Origin of the sequence: Pseudoalteromonas sp. bablab_jr010 (genome assembly GCF_016464105.1) — a bacterium.
Lineage (GTDB): Bacteria > Pseudomonadota > Gammaproteobacteria > Enterobacterales > Alteromonadaceae > Pseudoalteromonas > Pseudoalteromonas simplex.
The window spans coordinates 23377-39528 of record NZ_JACDWV010000075.1 but is presented as its reverse complement, the minus strand read 5'-3'; the positions used below and the strand labels follow the sequence as shown (position 1 = coordinate 39528).

Below are 16152 nucleotides of genomic sequence, written 5' to 3'. Positions count from 1 at the left end.
CGTTTCTCCTTGCTCAATATAAAAATTAAGCTCTTTTGTATTATTTATATAAACCTTTCTATACTTTTCAGGATTTTTTATCGCCAGCTTACGCTTACGTAAAAATTTTTCTAATATTTTGTCCATTATTTACCAACTGGAGTCATTGAGATTGTAGCAGTGTCAGCAAGCATCTAGGGATCAGGTCTTGCCTTTTGCAACAATCTTACTAACACGCGAATAGTGTAATTGAAAATAATCATCCAATTCTTTTCTTTGCTCGACAAATAGCTAGCGCAAATTTTCGGCTTGCTATCGCTTTAGATTTGCCAAATCGAAGTAACATTTTATCGGTTTAAATTCATTCCGGAGCTTGAGCTTTCCCATCACAAAATGCCCAACACGTTGAGAACTTTTATTAAACCATTGCTTATATACAACTTTGGACTAGTTAAAAGGTAAAAAGAAAGACCTGACTCTATTGGTTTGCATCCTAAAACACTACTTTTTGACACTCAACTCAAAAATCAGGTTTTCATTTCCTTCTCTAAGGTAAGCAATTTTAACAACTCGCCCCTCTTGGATTGTATCTGAATCATGCTTTCTATTCGCAAAAAAGGAGTTTTCAGTTCCGTAATCATTGTACTTAAAGCGTACTCCATCGACAGTAAAAACCTCTTCTCTACTATTTCTTTCAACAATTTGAATATCTTCAATAGCTCCTTCAACTGTAGAATAATTTCCAGAATCTATGTCATTAGATTTTAATACTAGGCAATAAAATGACAGTGACTGCATTACAGAAAAGCCAAATAAAAATAAGAAGCCAAACCAGAAGTTAACTTTCTTTTCAAACTGTAGTTTATTTTCGTACCAGTATTTTATTTTCGGGCAGCACAATATTAGTAGAACAGAACAAACAAGTGAAAAATAAAACCCAAGCCTGGTGCCTGAAAAATCAGACTGAAAATAAAGTTCATACATTAACTAAATCTCCTATGGCTAATCTATGGGCCGAAGTTGCCGTATGAACCATGCTAGTTTCTTTTCCCCGAGCAAATATCGAACGAACACAAAATGGGTTCAGGCCTCTCTTTTTTACCTAAATTAAAGACTAAACTGAAGTGGTTATTATGATTTAGAAGGAAAATGTAGCTCGACCTCTTTGGATAGATAAAAGCTACTTACCATTATTCTTTATTTTTAAAGCTTAAATCATTATGACAAAAAGCATCTATTAAACCATCACTATCCGCTTTATTTATTTTTGCTTCTTTAGGGAGCTCTATATACAAATAATCATAGTTATATTTACCTTCATCAGTCATTCGATTAAGTTTATATCCAATCATGAATTTATCATCTCCACTGTAATCTAAAACTGATATGTTACAATGAGTTGTGTAGTTAATCGAAAATACTAATGAAGCTTTAGCATCTTCGAATTCATCATAGCTCCCAAATAGAGGCACTGAGAAACTATCTATTTCCCCAACGTACTTATAAAAAACTTCTTGTTTGTCAAAGGATGACCCTCCATCGGTATTGACAATTTTGACAAATGTATCAATTGCAGGCTTAATTTTTTCAAATCTAATACTTGTATTAATAGCTTTAGAAAAGAACGCATTCTCCGCATTAAATCCATAAGCCAAGCAATTTGTTGCTGCAAAGGTATCACCAGCAAAACTGCTTAACAAGTTAGTGTCTTCACAATATTCTGATATGGGCTGTAACGCCATGCAAATGCCACTTTGGAATAAAAGGATAAAAATTAAATACTTCATAGTATCTCCACTATTTAACTTGAGTCTCTTCGATTAGCTCAGAAAAAAACTGTTACGTTTTTTGGCATAGTGCTTAACCATAATCCACGAAAGAAACACAAGAGCCAACTCCTAGCTCTGTTGAACTCCATTCAATTTTATTAAAAAAACCATAATGAAAAACATTACTACAATTGCTATAGATGAGTATTTAATGGCTTTACAAGCCCACACTTTGTCTTCCCGATAGGATTCAACTCTGAACAGCTTAAAACCATGATAAATTGCACCTGTTCCACTGTAGTAGTTTATGAAAAGCTCTTTTTTTGCGTATTTTGGAGCTAAGATAAACAAAACCATTACAAACAAAAATAAAACAGCCGAAAGTACCATCAAAATAATAAGAAAATAATCTATCATTTCACCAGTTCACATTTACATATTTATCAGTAACTTACTATACCAATAAAAAGCAAGTTATGCTCCAACCAAACTTAAACACAATCTGGTGTTTTTAGTTGATAGTAAAGCACTGCGTTTGCTATTTTACGTCTAACACTAAATCAGTAATCGAGGACACATGGAAGCGCCTACTTTTGAATTAACCCGTGATAACTTTAACTCAATCTTTTTTCAGACTTTCATAAAAACGAAAGTGCAACCTGAAATACCTATCATAAGATGCGCAGTGCCTTTACCGAAAGCACAGAAATTCAAGGCAAAATTAATTACTGCCGTTATTTTCATTATTGCTTGCCACCTTGTTTGGAAAACACAATCCGGTGCAGGTGCAATTGCCGCTGTGGTCATTACTTATCTTAGTTATTTTTTAATTCAGATGTTTATTGCCAATAAGCGTTATTTCATCCATGAATCTCCCTTGTGCGAAATTAAAATAAACAAAGAAGAGGTTTACCTGCCTGCACTTTTATTCGATGACAGAAAAGCACGAACACTTAAAAGAGAAGATTTACTTAATGTTGAGGCCGTATGGAATTTTACACGCACCAAAAGCGGCTACGATATTAACGATCCACAACCTAGGCGTGCCTATCTATTTTCTGTTATTTTTAAAACTCGCTATGGTGATTCAATTCCTTTAAATGACTGGAGCTTAGAACATCCTGAGCTTTTCAAGACACTTGTTGAGTATGATTACCCAGTAACTATGATCAGAACAGCCAAACGCGGGTCACCAATAACAGTTCACATAAAATGGTTCTTCCTATTTACCTTTATATGTACTCTCATCTACTCACTTATAAAGTATGTAATTTAGCGGACTTATAAATATGCAATTGGCAAAGTAACTGCGAACAAGCGCTTTGCCTTAAACTTACGCTTTATTGTTAAACAGCATACCAGAGTGATTACTAGACGTAGGAGCAAACAATGAGTTTATCATCGTAGAAACATTACTTTTTACGGCAAGCTGGACTGCATTTATTTCTTCATCAAGTTGTTTATTAAGCTCTAGTAACTCACTTTCTCGTTGTTCTGGAGCTAGGTCTTTATTGCTTTTTAAACTATTAATCTTATTTTGTAACTCCTTTATTTTTACTACTAGCTCTTGTTGTGTTTGTGATGTCTTTGGTTGAGCCTCAACTTCCGGTTCAGAATCAACGCCCGCTTCTTGTTGTTTAGAGCCTTGAAGGTTTGTTGCTCTTTCACTTGCTGGGTTTAGCTCATTTTTATTTTGCTGATCTAATAATGGCTCTTTTAGGAATGAAGATGTGTACGAAGTTAGCTGCATAGTTTTCCTATCGTTAATTTTTTGGCGTTTAGCTATAAACTTTTTAAAATCAAACTAGATGCACGATCCGTACCCATTTAAAACCCAAAAGCCATTATACGGCTAAATATGTAAAATCCTCTAAAGTTAGCGTTATTAAACTTTAACTTTTGAATCCTCATTTCAAATAAACCAACACTAAAGAACTACTTTTTAACTTTTAAACAACCTTTTTTGATCTTTTTTTAAACACCGTCCGTACGCCTTATTGAAGTGGACACGTCGTAACGTCCGAACATACAAAGATATAAGGAACAACGATGAAATACATACTACTGGCTAGCAGCTTACTTTTTCTCACCGCGTGTAGCGATGATGATGACGATAATACCGAAGTTGTTACCCCTCCCCCAGTTCAAGAATTCACTCCAAGTAAAACCTATTCTGTAACTTTAAGTGGCAAACAAGAAGTGCCAATGAATGACTCAATGCAAACAGCGACTGCAACGGTAGAGCTTGACGAAAGTTTAATGCAATTTCGTGCAACACTTGATGCAAGCTCAGTCGAAGGTTTTAGCGCAGCACACATACACGACGGCGATTTGGGCGCTAATGGCGATGTTGCTTTTGCATTTGAAGCCACTACCGATGGTATGTATGAAGTCGCAATTACCGACCTTGATGAAAGCCTAATTGCTGATTTAATGGATGGCGATTGGTATATAAACCTTCATACCGAACAGTATGCAAACGGTGAACTTCGTGCGCAAATTGTGCCAGATACAACGAGTATCATCACGTTTGTTTTAAATGGCGATCAACAAGTGCCTATGAACGACAGTGACGCAATGGGTTATGGCTATGCATCTTATGACAGCGCCACGACAGAATTACGGCTTCGCGCGGTGACTATGGGTGTTGATGACGCAACAGCAGCTCATATCCACACGGGTAAATTAGGCTCAAATGGTGACGTATTCGTAACTTTAGAGCAAGACGACGAAGTCATGACTGACTGGGTTGTACCAGAAAATACCATGATCGACAGCGACACTCTGGCAGTACTTTTAGACGGCGGTCACTATGTTAATGTTCATACGCCTGAATTTGCCGGTGGCGAAATTCGCGGCCAAATCTTAACAGACAACTATGCAGTTGCGACCTTTGACTTAAGTGGTAATCAAGAAGTGCCTATGGTCAGCACCATGGCTGATGGTGATGGTTATGCCCTTGTTGATACAACAGACTACAGCGTAGAGCTTACTGTTGTAACATCAGGCTTAGACGATGCAAGTGCTGCGCATATTCATACAGGTCGTATCGGGACTAATGGCGATGTATTAGTGGCTCTTGAACAATCAATGGACGACAGTAACGTCTGGATGACACCAAGCAACACACAAATCAACGCGGATATTTTTGCAGTGCTGGCTTCTGGCGGTCACTATGTCAATGTTCATACACCTGCTAATGCTGGCGGCGAGCTTCGTGGGCAAATCCTAACCAGTAACTATGGTTTTACGAGCTTTAAACTAAGCGGTGAGCAAGAAGTTCCTGCTGTCGAATCTGATGCAAGTGGTGAAGGTTATGCATTAATTAACATGGATAACTATGGCTTAGAGCTATTAGTAAACACAATGGGTGTTGATGATGCGACAGGTGCACACATTCATACTGGCCGGATTGGCACCAATGGCGACGTTCTAGTAGCGCTTGAGCAGTCAACAACTGATGCAGGCATGTGGATGACGCCAGCAAATACCATGATCAACGCAGAGATCTTCGAGGTACTTGCATCAGGTGGTCATTACGTTAACGTACATACACCTGCTAACACGGGTGGCGAAATTAGAGGTCAGATCCTAACAGATAACTATCAACTCGTTACTTTCCCACTTAGTGGTATGCAAGAAGTTCCAGCGGTTGATACGATGGCATCAGGTAGTGGTTATGCATTAGTTAACATGGATAACTACCATCTAGAATTAAGAGCGTTAACCGAAGGTGTGAGTGACGCCACTGCTGCTCACATTCATACGGGTCGTATAGGCACCAATGGCGACGTTCTTGCCGCGTTAGAGCAATCAAGCGATAACATGAACTTATGGCAAACACCTGAAAATACCATGATTAATGCAGATATTTTTGCAGTACTTGCATCAGGTGGTCATTACGTTAATGTGCATACTCCTGCTAACCCAAGTGGCGAACTTCGCGGTCAAATCCTTACCGACAACTATGTGTTTGTCACCTTTCCGCTAAGTGGTGAACAAGAAGTACCTGCGGTCACAACGGATGCGTCTGGCGATGGTTATGCGCTAGTGAATACCAATGATTACAGTGTTGAGTTGCAAGTGCTTACATCAGGTGTAAGCGATGCAACTGCTGCCCATATTCATACCGGTGTAGCAGGTGAAAATGGCCCAGTGTTAGCTCCACTTGTACAAGACAGTGATGATATGAATCGCTGGATGAGTAGCACAGGCTTAATGATAGACGCCGATATCTTTTCAGTTTTAGCTTCAGGCGGTCATTATGTAAACATTCATACCCCTGCAAACCCAAGCGGTGAGATACGAGGCCAAATTCAATAAATATTAAATACAGAGGCCAACATACTTGGCCTCTTTTACTTACCTTTCAAGCTCAATTAATTTCACAATAACATCCCTCGGCGTCTGAATTAATAAACTGGCTATTAAAACCCGCTCGTAAGTTTGCAATTACTAACTCAACAAAGCCATTCTGACTTGAACACGCGAGTCCTTTTGATAATGGCCCTGCATACACAAGCTGTTGATTTTCAGAAACAAGTACTGCGGCAGGTTGAGCGGGTAATATTGCAGCAACCGCAGATGTTGGTTTAAGTTTTATTACTTCAATACCGTGCTCTGCTGCATAGCTGCTAAGGCTTGTTATGTGCGGTTGTGAGCGCTCTGAGCATACACAGGTATTTTCATCAATAATGTACAAGGTATCTGTATGGGTGATGCCAAGTCCCATACTTTGTTGAAATGTAGTCAGCCAGTTAGCTGTTGCCAGCTTTTTATCTGGATCAAAGGTGCTTGCTTGTTGAGAATAAGCAAATACCAAGGCTAATGCCACAGAGGCAACCCAAAGTAGAGTTGCCATTATCAGCCATTTGCTATTTGAATTTAGCAATACCTTGCTCCAGTACATCGATACTTACATCAATTAACTGTACGCGATCGGTGAGTTTTTCAATCATCAGATTATCGTTGGCTTGGTTAGCAATTAAGGCTTGTGAATTATCGGCAATAGCACGCGTATTACCCGCTTGATTTTGCACTACATGTGCAACCGATTGTGAGCTGCTTGCAGCAACATTCACCTGCTCTGTCATCTCGGTAATTTGCAACTTCATCTGCGAACTAATGGCCGACAACTGCTCTATAAGCGCAACACTACCCTGCATCGACTTAGTTGATGAGGCGCTATTTTGCATCAAACTTTCAAGCGTATTGGTTATTTTATCTGTCGTGTGTTTACTGCGCGTTGCCAAGTTTCTCACTTCATCAGCCACCACCGCAAAGCCACGGCCTTGTTCTCCAGCACGGGCGGCTTCAATTGCAGCGTTTAGTGCAAGTAAGTTTGTTTGCTCAGCAATTGACGAAATTTCATTGAGTAATTCTGAGATATGCGAACATGCACTCACCAGCTGGCTAATATTTTGGTCAGCCTCTTGAAGATTATTAGCAAGCTCAGCTGTTTTGCTGTCGGTATTCGCCACTTCATTGAGTGCCTCTGTAGCACTTAAATGGAGCTGCTCAAATTGTGTTTGTAGTTCATTACTTTCTTGTTCAACTTGGGCAAAGCCTTCGGCGACTCGCTCGCCTGACTGCGCGATATCTGCAGATAACTGCTCACGATGAAGTGCTTGCTCATGTAACTCGTCGTGTACTTCAAGCAATTGTTTAGACTGATTTTTTAAAACACTACTTTGGCTTTGAACATCACCGATCACACTTGATACAAAACCCAGTAAGCGGTTAAAGCCCGCCACGGCTTCACTGTGGGAGTCGTCTGCTCTTAAACTTATATTAATGCTGTTTTCGTCAGCCATTATTTGCTCAGTCGTTGTACTTAACGATAAGCCAGAACTGCGTTCGCGGTGAAGGGTTTTAGCAATGTAACCCGCTACAATTGCTTCAACAATGGCATACACAGCATGGATAAGTACGGTGCTAAAGTACAATCGGTCTGGGTCAAAAACATATAAGCCAACTTCGTTGATCTGTAAAAAATAAAAGCTCAAATGGTGAACGGCCACAAAAGCAAGTGCAGTTATAAACACGCGCCATTCAACAAACATGATCAATACGGCCATTAAAATGAAAATTTCAAAATGTACTTCAATGAGGCCGTAGCTTTGTTGGATGTGTAAAAACGAAAACATCATGCAACCGGCAGCAACAACGTGGGCTGTTAATTTGCTCGTTGGGTATTGATGGAGCATCCAAAGTGGTAAAGACAGCAATAATAAACCAGTTACTACACCCGTTATCAAGGTCGAATAGATAAAGCCTAAAACCAAAGACTCAACAAACAATAAAAGGAACAAATAAGTAAAAAGGCGGCGCACACTCGTCATAGATAAAGCCTTAATGATTAAATACTTTACAAAAATACAATTAATCGAGCCAATACGGTTCGAACCGCATCGTGGTTCACTTTATTAATTGCAATAATGCTCTAAATTGATCGGTCCCTGCTTTTTCTAGCCATTGAAATATCACACTTTCTGTACAGGTAATAATAGCACCTGCTGCCAATAGCTGCTTAATTGCTAACTCTTTGTGTTTTTCGTTGCGTGATGCAATGGCATCTTCAACCACAAACACCTGATAGCCATTAGCAATTAAGTCTAAACAGGTTTGCAGTACACACACATGCGACTCTGTACCCGTCACCACTATTTGCTTACGATTGAAGCCAGCTAATTGTTGGTTAAATTGCACTTCTTGGCATGCGCTAAAATGTATTTTGTGATAGCAATTATTACCATTTATGAAGGGTAAAAGCTGTTCACTACTTTTACCTAACTTGGTTGGGTTTTGTTCAGTAAATAAATACGGAATGTCTAAAGCTTTAGCTGCATTTATCAACTTTTCGGTGTAATTAACAGCTTGGCCAAAGTCGCTTATGACAGGCTCAAGCCCTGCTTGAAGGTCAATAATTAATAACAAGGCATGATTCTTTTGACTTATAAATGAATGACGCATAACTTTCCCTTAGGTTGCCTATGGGCTATTTATAGCACAGCTAACACTATGTTGTACCTTAATTAAACATTTACTAATTTATCTTTTCAGCTGACTCAATAACATTCATAATTGTGCTATATTTTGTTAAAAATTATATGCAAATAATAATTTAGGGTTAATCAGTCGGTGCCTAAACTTTTTCTTTTGATATTCAATTTGCTGTTCTTCACGCTCACCTTTTCAGTGAATGCACAAAACTATGCTTTGCAAATGCAGCGGATCTCTACAGATGAAGGGTTAACCCAAGGTAGTGTTACTAAAATCGTGCAAGATGATTTAGGCTTTATTTGGGTTGGCACTTATCAAGGCTTAAATAGATATGACGGCTATCAAGTAGCCGCTTTTGCTGGCGAATATATGCTTGATCAACGACAGATCACTTTTATGACTAAAACCAGTGATGGCAAGATTTTTGTGAGTACTGAGTTTTCAGGTGCTTACTTCATAAACCCAAAAACACTCAGTGTCGAAAAAGTCTATTCAGGAAAACTAACCCCTGAAGATGTTTATTTTTCCCCTATTCTTGCACTCGAAGAAGATGACAGTCATTTCTTTTTCGCAATCAATCAGCACCTTTATTCTTACCATAAGCAAACCAAAAAGTTTTTGCATGAGTTTTCAATCGATAAGCAAGATGACTTTATTCGTGCTTTAGCTCTGCATGATAATTTTTTATACATTGGAACAACCGCAGGACTTTTTTCAAAAAACTTAGTGGATGATCATGTTTCTCGTATTGAGCTTGCTGATAAAAATAAATTAAATAACGATAATAAAAACGCAAAATTTTTGCATCTGGATCCTCAATTAGGTCTGTTAGTTGGTACAGTCGAAGGAATGTACAACATTCCATTTAATGCAGATAAACTTCTCGCAGTAGATAAAACCAAACTATTGGTTCCTGAATTAAATATTTGGGATTTCGCATCTAGTAAATTTGGTGAGTATATTGTCACTGAAAAAGGCTTATTCGAATTTAATAGGGAAACTCTATCCGCCGAATTTATTTTGAGCTATGAGCAAAGTAAATTTTTAATGACCGACAATACAATTGTCGACGTGATGATTGATAAAACAGGATTGCTATGGCTTGCATCTCGTTCGCAGGGAGTTTTTACATGGTCCACCTTAGCAAGGCGTTTTAAGCATATCGAATCAACGTCTACTTCTGGTAATGTCAACAATAGTGTTTGGGCGGTATTGCAAGACAGCGAAAACATTATTTGGTTCGGCACCGAAAATGGCATGCTGAAGTATAACCAATTAACAAACTCCATCAGCCCTTACCTAGTTAATGACGATATAAAAGCCTTTCATGGAGAACATGCTGTATATGGCATTGCACAGGCAGAAATAGAACCATCTGAACGCTTTCTGTGGCTTATGAAGTACAGAGGCTTAGCGCTCTTTGATAAGATCAGCGGTGATTTAGTGCCTTTAAAAGGCAGTAAAGAAGTGATTAATATATTAGAAAATGAGCCAAGTTGGGGCTTTCATACTTTAGGTTCAGATCAATTTGCATTTATTACTCAAGAAAACTTTTATCGCTACAATGGTAAAACAGGTGAATTACGAACTATTAAGGGACTAAAAGAACAAGTCGATATTATCAATGCGCACTCTTTTTTAAAGCCGCTCTCGAGTCACCCTAACGACTATTTGTTAAGTATGTCTGGCCATTTGTATCGTTATAATGAGCAAACTGAAAAATTGACACTTGTTTATCAAGTCGAAAACTTCAATCCACTCACATTTTCTGTGATTGATGATTGGGTTATTGACCACAATGATACACTTTGGCTGGCTTCATCTAACGAAGGGTTAATTGCTGTTGACTCTCACTCCTACGCTGTTAAACATCGCTTAGGCACTCAATCTGGTCTCAATGCAAAATCAGTGTATGGCTTACAAATCGACCGCTTTGGTTTTTTATGGGCTAGTTCGCAAAATGGCCTGTATAGAATTGATTTAAGTTCAAGAAGTGTCAATTCGTATTTTATCCGTGATGGCCTTTCAGCTAATGAGTTTAATGTTGATGCCGATGCAACGCTAGACAATGGCCAAATTGGCTTTGGTTCGACAAGGGGCTTATTGTTAATCGCACCTGAAGACTTTTTAACTTCACCAACAGAATTAGATGCGATAAATACTGAAATTACTCATGTTTCTTTGCTCTCTCGCGAGCTGAACTATCATCCATACAAATATATCAATAACCCTCTTCAAATGACTGCTGAAGACATCGGTCTTGAGGTTAGCTTTTCTAACTTTGATACTATCAATAAGGATAAAACAACTTATAAAGTAACTTTAGAGGGACCAACGTCATTAAATTACGACAAATTAACCACTAACAAAGTATTTTTTACCAAGCTACCTCCCGGACAATATATCTTGTCTGTTGCTTCTAACTCCGAGAGCTCCAAAGTCAGTTCAGCAACAAGACAATTACAGTTTAATATTGCCTATGCACCTTGGTCTTCACCAGTTGCGATAACAGGTTATGTGCTGCTCATTTTTGCCATACTCTTTTTCTTTTTTTGGCAATACAGAGCACGTCAACAAGTACTGAATAAAGCGCATGCTGATGTTGTTAAATCGCAACAACAAACTGAATTAGCACTGAGCAGTAACAAAAGTGGGGTATGGGAAGCCAATTTAAGCCAGCAAACGCTTTTAAATAATCGCTTTGTGACAGAGCTGGGTTACCACAAGAGTAACGAGAGTTTAGCCCTCATTGAGTTCCTTGATTTTATTCATCCAGCAGACCGTAGTGCCTACTTAAACCATTGGAATGCCTTTGCAAAACAATCAAATCAAGAACAATGGAATATCACCTACCGTTTAAATCATCAAAATGGTAAGTGGTTATGGTATCAGGACATTGGCCGTGTCGTCGAAGTTGATGAAGCAAATAAGCCAATAAAAGTAACAGGTATCTATACCAACATTACCGAACAAAGAGCAAATGCACTACAAGCAAGTGTGCTCGGTGAAGCTTTCAGCCAGATAAATGACTGGCTTTTAATTTTAGACAGCCAGTTAAAACCATTTTCAGCAAATACAAGCTTCAGTGATACGTTTGATATTACAGGCAATATAACTGATCTAACAATTAAGGACTTTGTTCGCACAATAGGTAGGGCTCAGTTCTTAAGATACATCAATGTGTTAAAAACATTAAAACCAAAACAAAACTGGAAAACAGAAGCTTATATACACACTCAAAAAAATCCATCCCACCCTGTTCATATCAGTGTTACTGCAGTTGCGAAAGATAATCAAGCGATTAGTCATTATGTGATTGTAATTTCAGATCTTACAGAACAAAAGCGTGCTGAAGATGAGTTACGTTATTTAGCGAATTACGATCCATTAACGGGCTTACCAAATCGTTCATTAATGCATTCAAAAATCAATAATTGTATAAATCATTCTAAAAAGCATAACAAGTTAGCAGCCTTGTTATTTATTGATTTAGATAAATTTAAGCCAGTGAATGACTCTTTTGGCCATGCTGTTGGTGACCAATTGCTGTGCAATATTACGCAACGTGTAAGTTTACTTTTACCTAATAATGCAACGGTTGGTAGACAAAGTGGCGATGAGTTTTTAGTGTTAGTCAAAGATCTTCATTCGCCTCAAACGTTGAGCGAATTAGTTAAGCAACTTACACAAGAATTAGCAAATAAAGTCATTATTGACGATTTTTCTATCAATATTTCAGCCAGTATTGGGGTTGCACTCTATCCTTTTGATGCTAAAACAGCTGATGAGTTAATACGCAATTCTGATATTGCCATGATGCATGCCAAACAATCTGGGCGAAACAATTTCAAATACTTTACCGAGCAGATGAATAACCAGCTCACTAAAAAGTTATTACTCGAAAATGCGTTAAAAGATGCCTTTAAAGATGATGAGCTTTTTAATAATTATCAGCCAATTGTTAATGCTAAAACGAAGCAAATTAATGGTGTTGAATTATTAATGCGCTGGAAGACAGAACAAGGTTTTATTTCACCTGCTGAGTTTATCCCTATTGCAGAAGAAATTGGTTTAATCGATGTACTTACAGAACAGGCTTTAAATCGAGCTTTAACAGAATTGCAGCCAATTTTAAGATCAAACCCTCGGTTTTACCTTTCTTTAAATGTATCGCCAACGCACATATTAAAGGCGAACTTAACCGAAAGACTCTTGTTGATCCTGAATAATTTTCGCATTAAGCCTGCGCAATTGCGCTTAGAGATTACTGAAAACACATTACTAGAAGACAAAGATAAAGCCTCAAAGCAGCTACGAAAGTTAAAAAATGCGGGTTTTAAACTATTACTTGATGACTTTGGTACCGGATATTCTTCACTGACTTACCTCAGTCAGTTTCCAATTGACGTCATTAAAATAGACCAAAGTTTTGTGCGCAATATTGGGCATGATCGAAGTAACGAATCAATTATCAAAACAATCCATGCGTTATCCGCTAATTTAGGCCTTTATTGTATTGCCGAAGGCGTTGAAACTACTGAGCAAATTAAATTTTTACAACACATGGGCTGTGATGACTTTCAAGGTTACTACTTTGCAAAACCTATGCTTTCTGAAGACCTACTTGCAGAACAAAACTTGCAATCTATTGTTGCTCGTTTAAAAGAGCTTTAAGCCATTTGTTTAAACACGCATATAATTGGTCTTTATTAATTGGCTTTGAGATAAAATCATCCATGCCAGCAACAAGGCAACGCTGCTGATCCTCTTCAAATGCATTCGCAGTGATGGCAATGATTATAGCCTGACCATACAAGTGCGGGTTCTGTTTTATTTCTTTTGTACATTGATAGCCATCCATATTTGGCATTTGGCAGTCCATAAGGATAATATCAGCTTGATAACTCTGCAGTATCTCAAGTGCTTCAAGGCCGTCATTTGCTTGTTTGAGATTACACTCAGTGGAATGCAGCATCTTTTTCAATACAATTTGATTAACTGGGTTATCTTCAACTAGTAAGATATTCAAACCTGCTAATTGGGGCGTCGCAGTGCTTTGGTTATCCACTGAGGCTGAATTACTAATAATTACAGGCATCGTGATGGTGAACTCACTACCAACGCCTTCTTGACTTGTTAGCTTAAGCTCCCCTGCCATTAACTCAATAATTCGCTTACTAATGGTTAGCCCAAGTCCCGTTCCGCCATATTTACGTGTGGTAGAAATGTCGGCTTGAGTAAACTCGGTAAACAGTTTTGCCTGCTGCTCACTTGAAATCCCGATGCCTGTATCACGAATGCTGATCTGCATTCGGTCATTAACCATAGTACAGCTCATGGTAATGTCGCCCGACTCTGTGAACTTGCCAGCATTACTCAAAATATTATTTATAACTTGGCTAAACCTTAAAGGGTCTAAACTGATACAACTTGGTACAGAGTCACTAATGTTAAGCTTAAACGTCACCCCTTTTTTTACGCTTGTACTACTAAACACCTTGGCAATTTGTTCAAGTAACTTAGTTATTTCAACTGCACGATACTCTAATTTTAAAGCACCCGCCTCTATTTTGGAGAAATCTAAAATATCATTTAAAATCAGCAGTAAGTTATTCGCACTTTGATGGATCATCACTAACTCTTCGTGTTCTTCTTCTGCTAAATCTTTATTATCTAGTAACAGCTGAGTCATCCCTAAAATACCATTTAGCGGAGTTCGAATTTCGTGACTCATATTAGCCAAAAACTGAGATTTAGTGCGGTTAGCATTATTTGCAGCCCGTACAGCTTCAACCAACTCATTGGTTTTATCATCAACCTGTTTTTCTAGTTGTGCATTAAAGTCTTTCAGTCTTACGTTTAGTAATTCATTTTCGTGGTTCGCTTGATGTAGACGATTGAAGCTCAGTGCGAGCTTATTCGCAAGGCTCGAAAATTGTGATTGCAAGCGGCTCACTTCTAACCAAGTTTGCGGTAAATACGTGTCAGTATCAGCATTTTCTGGCTCAAATTTATCAATTTGTTCAGCAAGTTTGCGTATCGGTGTTGTCAGCCAACGACTTAGTTGAGTGATGAAAACGCTTGTCAGTAAAATAATAAAAATGATCATAACCAATGACTGTCCCCATGCATTTACAGCGACATCATTCGCGTGTTTTCGGTTTAGCATGGTCATAACCATCCAATTATGGTCAGCTAAGCGCGCTTGCTTAGCATAATATTGCTGCTCATTGTGTGCATCAAATATGATAAAACGCTCTTCATTCGCAAATGAATCAATCTCTTCATTGCTTAGTTGTTGCATCTCTTTAAAATCATCGATGGTGCTAAACACAACTTTATTAGCCGCATCGAGTATTAGTAAATCACCTTGATGACTAAATAAACTTGGACGTAAACTAGCAAAGTAATCAAACATCAGCGAGCCTTCGACCACGCCAGTAAACGTATCCTCAATATAAATAGGCGCTGAAACCGCAACAATGGGCAGAGAACCAAAACCACGCCCTTTAAAAATAGTCGAGATATAACCCTGCTTATTGGACGGTGCATGAATAAAGTAATCACGATCTGCAACATTTGCGCGAATGTTTGACTGCTGCAAACTTACAGCTAATGATTGGGGGTAAAAATGAGTAACATCTGCAAAAGCATCAGTGATGATTTGAGTTCTAAAATCTGGGTACAGATTAGCCATATTCTCAAGTGCAACCTGTTTGGGTAGCCCATAAGCAATACTTTTTGCGGTTAGAACCACTCCTTTTTTATGGTGCTCTAAATGCGAATCGATAACTCGCGCTATTTCATTCGCTTTTTCATTAAGTTGTGCGTTAACCTCATACTCTATGCGAGCATAGTGATTATTAGTCAAAACAATTGAAGTGAGTATTACCACTAAAATGACTAACAAGCTAACCACGTAATTAAGTATTTTATCCAATGAGGAATAATATTTGTGCCAAGAGTATCGACTAAAGAAAAAGCTTAATAAATCTATTACAGACAAGTAAATAACTGCATTTAAACAGTACTTAGCCAATGCTATCAACAGAGTGAGTGTGGGTAATGCTAAAAAATAGTGCCCAAATACCCAAAGAATGGGTGAACCTATAACAAACCAAAAAAGCATCCCTCTTAAAAAGACAGGACGCGCCTTAGACAGGCAATATAATTGTAAAAATATAAGCTCTAAGGCAAAAACAATGGATGGCCAAGCATGGCCCCAGCGATAGAATATGAAGCCAGTACTAATGATAAAGGTGATAATTGCATAGCGCCAACCGAGTAAAAGCAGGCTTAAAATGACAAAAAATTGCCCAAGCAGAAACTCAGAGCTATCCAAAAAAAATACTGGCAATAAATTAACTAGACCTGCAATGCAACCAAGCAACAGCGCAGCTAA

The 16152-nt window shown here is 38.3% G+C and carries 10 protein-coding genes; 3 read left to right on the top strand and 7 right to left on the bottom strand.

Annotation, left to right across the window (positions count from 1 at the left end; genetic code table 11):
- Positions 1 to 480: 480 nt before the first annotated feature.
- Positions 481 to 963 carry a hypothetical protein gene (locus tag JIG37_RS06815; RefSeq protein ID WP_199529023.1) on the bottom strand — a complete coding sequence of 161 codons (483 nt, stop codon included), beginning with the start codon at positions 961 to 963 and terminating at the stop codon, positions 481 to 483.
- Positions 964 to 1169: 206 nt separating this feature from the next.
- A complete protein-coding gene (locus JIG37_RS06810) occupies positions 1170 to 1766 on the bottom strand; it encodes a hypothetical protein (protein ID WP_199529022.1) in 597 nt (198 codons plus the stop codon).
- A 559-nt stretch (positions 1767 to 2325) separates the two neighbouring features.
- Between JIG37_RS06810 and JIG37_RS06805 the strand changes: the two genes are divergently transcribed.
- Positions 2326 to 3024 carry a hypothetical protein gene (locus JIG37_RS06805; RefSeq protein ID WP_054554583.1) on the top strand — a complete coding sequence of 233 codons (699 nt, stop codon included), beginning with the start codon at positions 2326 to 2328 and terminating at the stop codon, positions 3022 to 3024.
- A 57-nt stretch (positions 3025 to 3081) separates the two neighbouring features.
- Here JIG37_RS06805 and JIG37_RS06800 read toward each other — a convergent pair whose 3' ends face one another.
- A complete protein-coding gene (locus JIG37_RS06800) occupies positions 3082 to 3498 on the bottom strand; it encodes a hypothetical protein (protein ID WP_199529021.1) in 417 nt (138 codons plus the stop codon).
- Between the two features lie 299 nt (positions 3499 to 3797).
- Between JIG37_RS06800 and JIG37_RS06795 the strand changes: the two genes are divergently transcribed.
- Entirely contained in the window at positions 3798 to 6071 is a 2274-nt protein-coding gene (locus JIG37_RS06795; protein ID WP_199529020.1) for a CHRD domain-containing protein, read from the top strand.
- 52 nt (positions 6072 to 6123) lie between these two features.
- On the opposite strand, the gene JIG37_RS06790 is transcribed toward JIG37_RS06795, so the two are convergent.
- The 3 genes from JIG37_RS06790 to JIG37_RS06780 form a co-directional block, all read right to left on the bottom strand.
- Positions 6124 to 6609, bottom strand: coding sequence for a DUF6436 domain-containing protein (locus JIG37_RS06790; protein WP_082389332.1), 486 nt, complete (start codon positions 6607 to 6609; stop codon positions 6124 to 6126).
- A gap of 13 nt (positions 6610 to 6622) precedes the next feature.
- On the bottom strand, positions 6623 to 8089 hold the full coding sequence (locus tag JIG37_RS06785; protein ID WP_166340753.1) for a methyl-accepting chemotaxis protein: 1467 nt from the start codon (positions 8087 to 8089) through the stop codon (positions 6623 to 6625).
- Positions 8090 to 8165: 76 nt separating this feature from the next.
- Positions 8166 to 8720, bottom strand: coding sequence for an isochorismatase family protein (locus JIG37_RS06780; RefSeq protein ID WP_194441339.1), 555 nt, complete (start codon positions 8718 to 8720; stop codon positions 8166 to 8168).
- Positions 8721 to 8888: 168 nt separating this feature from the next.
- Between JIG37_RS06780 and JIG37_RS06775 the strand changes: the two genes are divergently transcribed.
- Complete coding sequence (locus JIG37_RS06775; RefSeq protein WP_348535072.1) at positions 8889 to 13424, top strand: EAL domain-containing protein; 4536 nt, start codon at positions 8889 to 8891, stop codon at positions 13422 to 13424.
- On the opposite strand, the gene JIG37_RS06770 is transcribed toward JIG37_RS06775, so the two are convergent.
- On the bottom strand, positions 13396 to 15669 hold the full coding sequence (locus tag JIG37_RS06770; RefSeq protein WP_348535073.1) for a response regulator: 2274 nt from the start codon (positions 15667 to 15669) through the stop codon (positions 13396 to 13398). The two genes, JIG37_RS06775 and JIG37_RS06770, sit on opposite strands and share 29 nt — an antisense overlap.
- Positions 15670 to 16152: the final 483 nt, after the last annotated feature.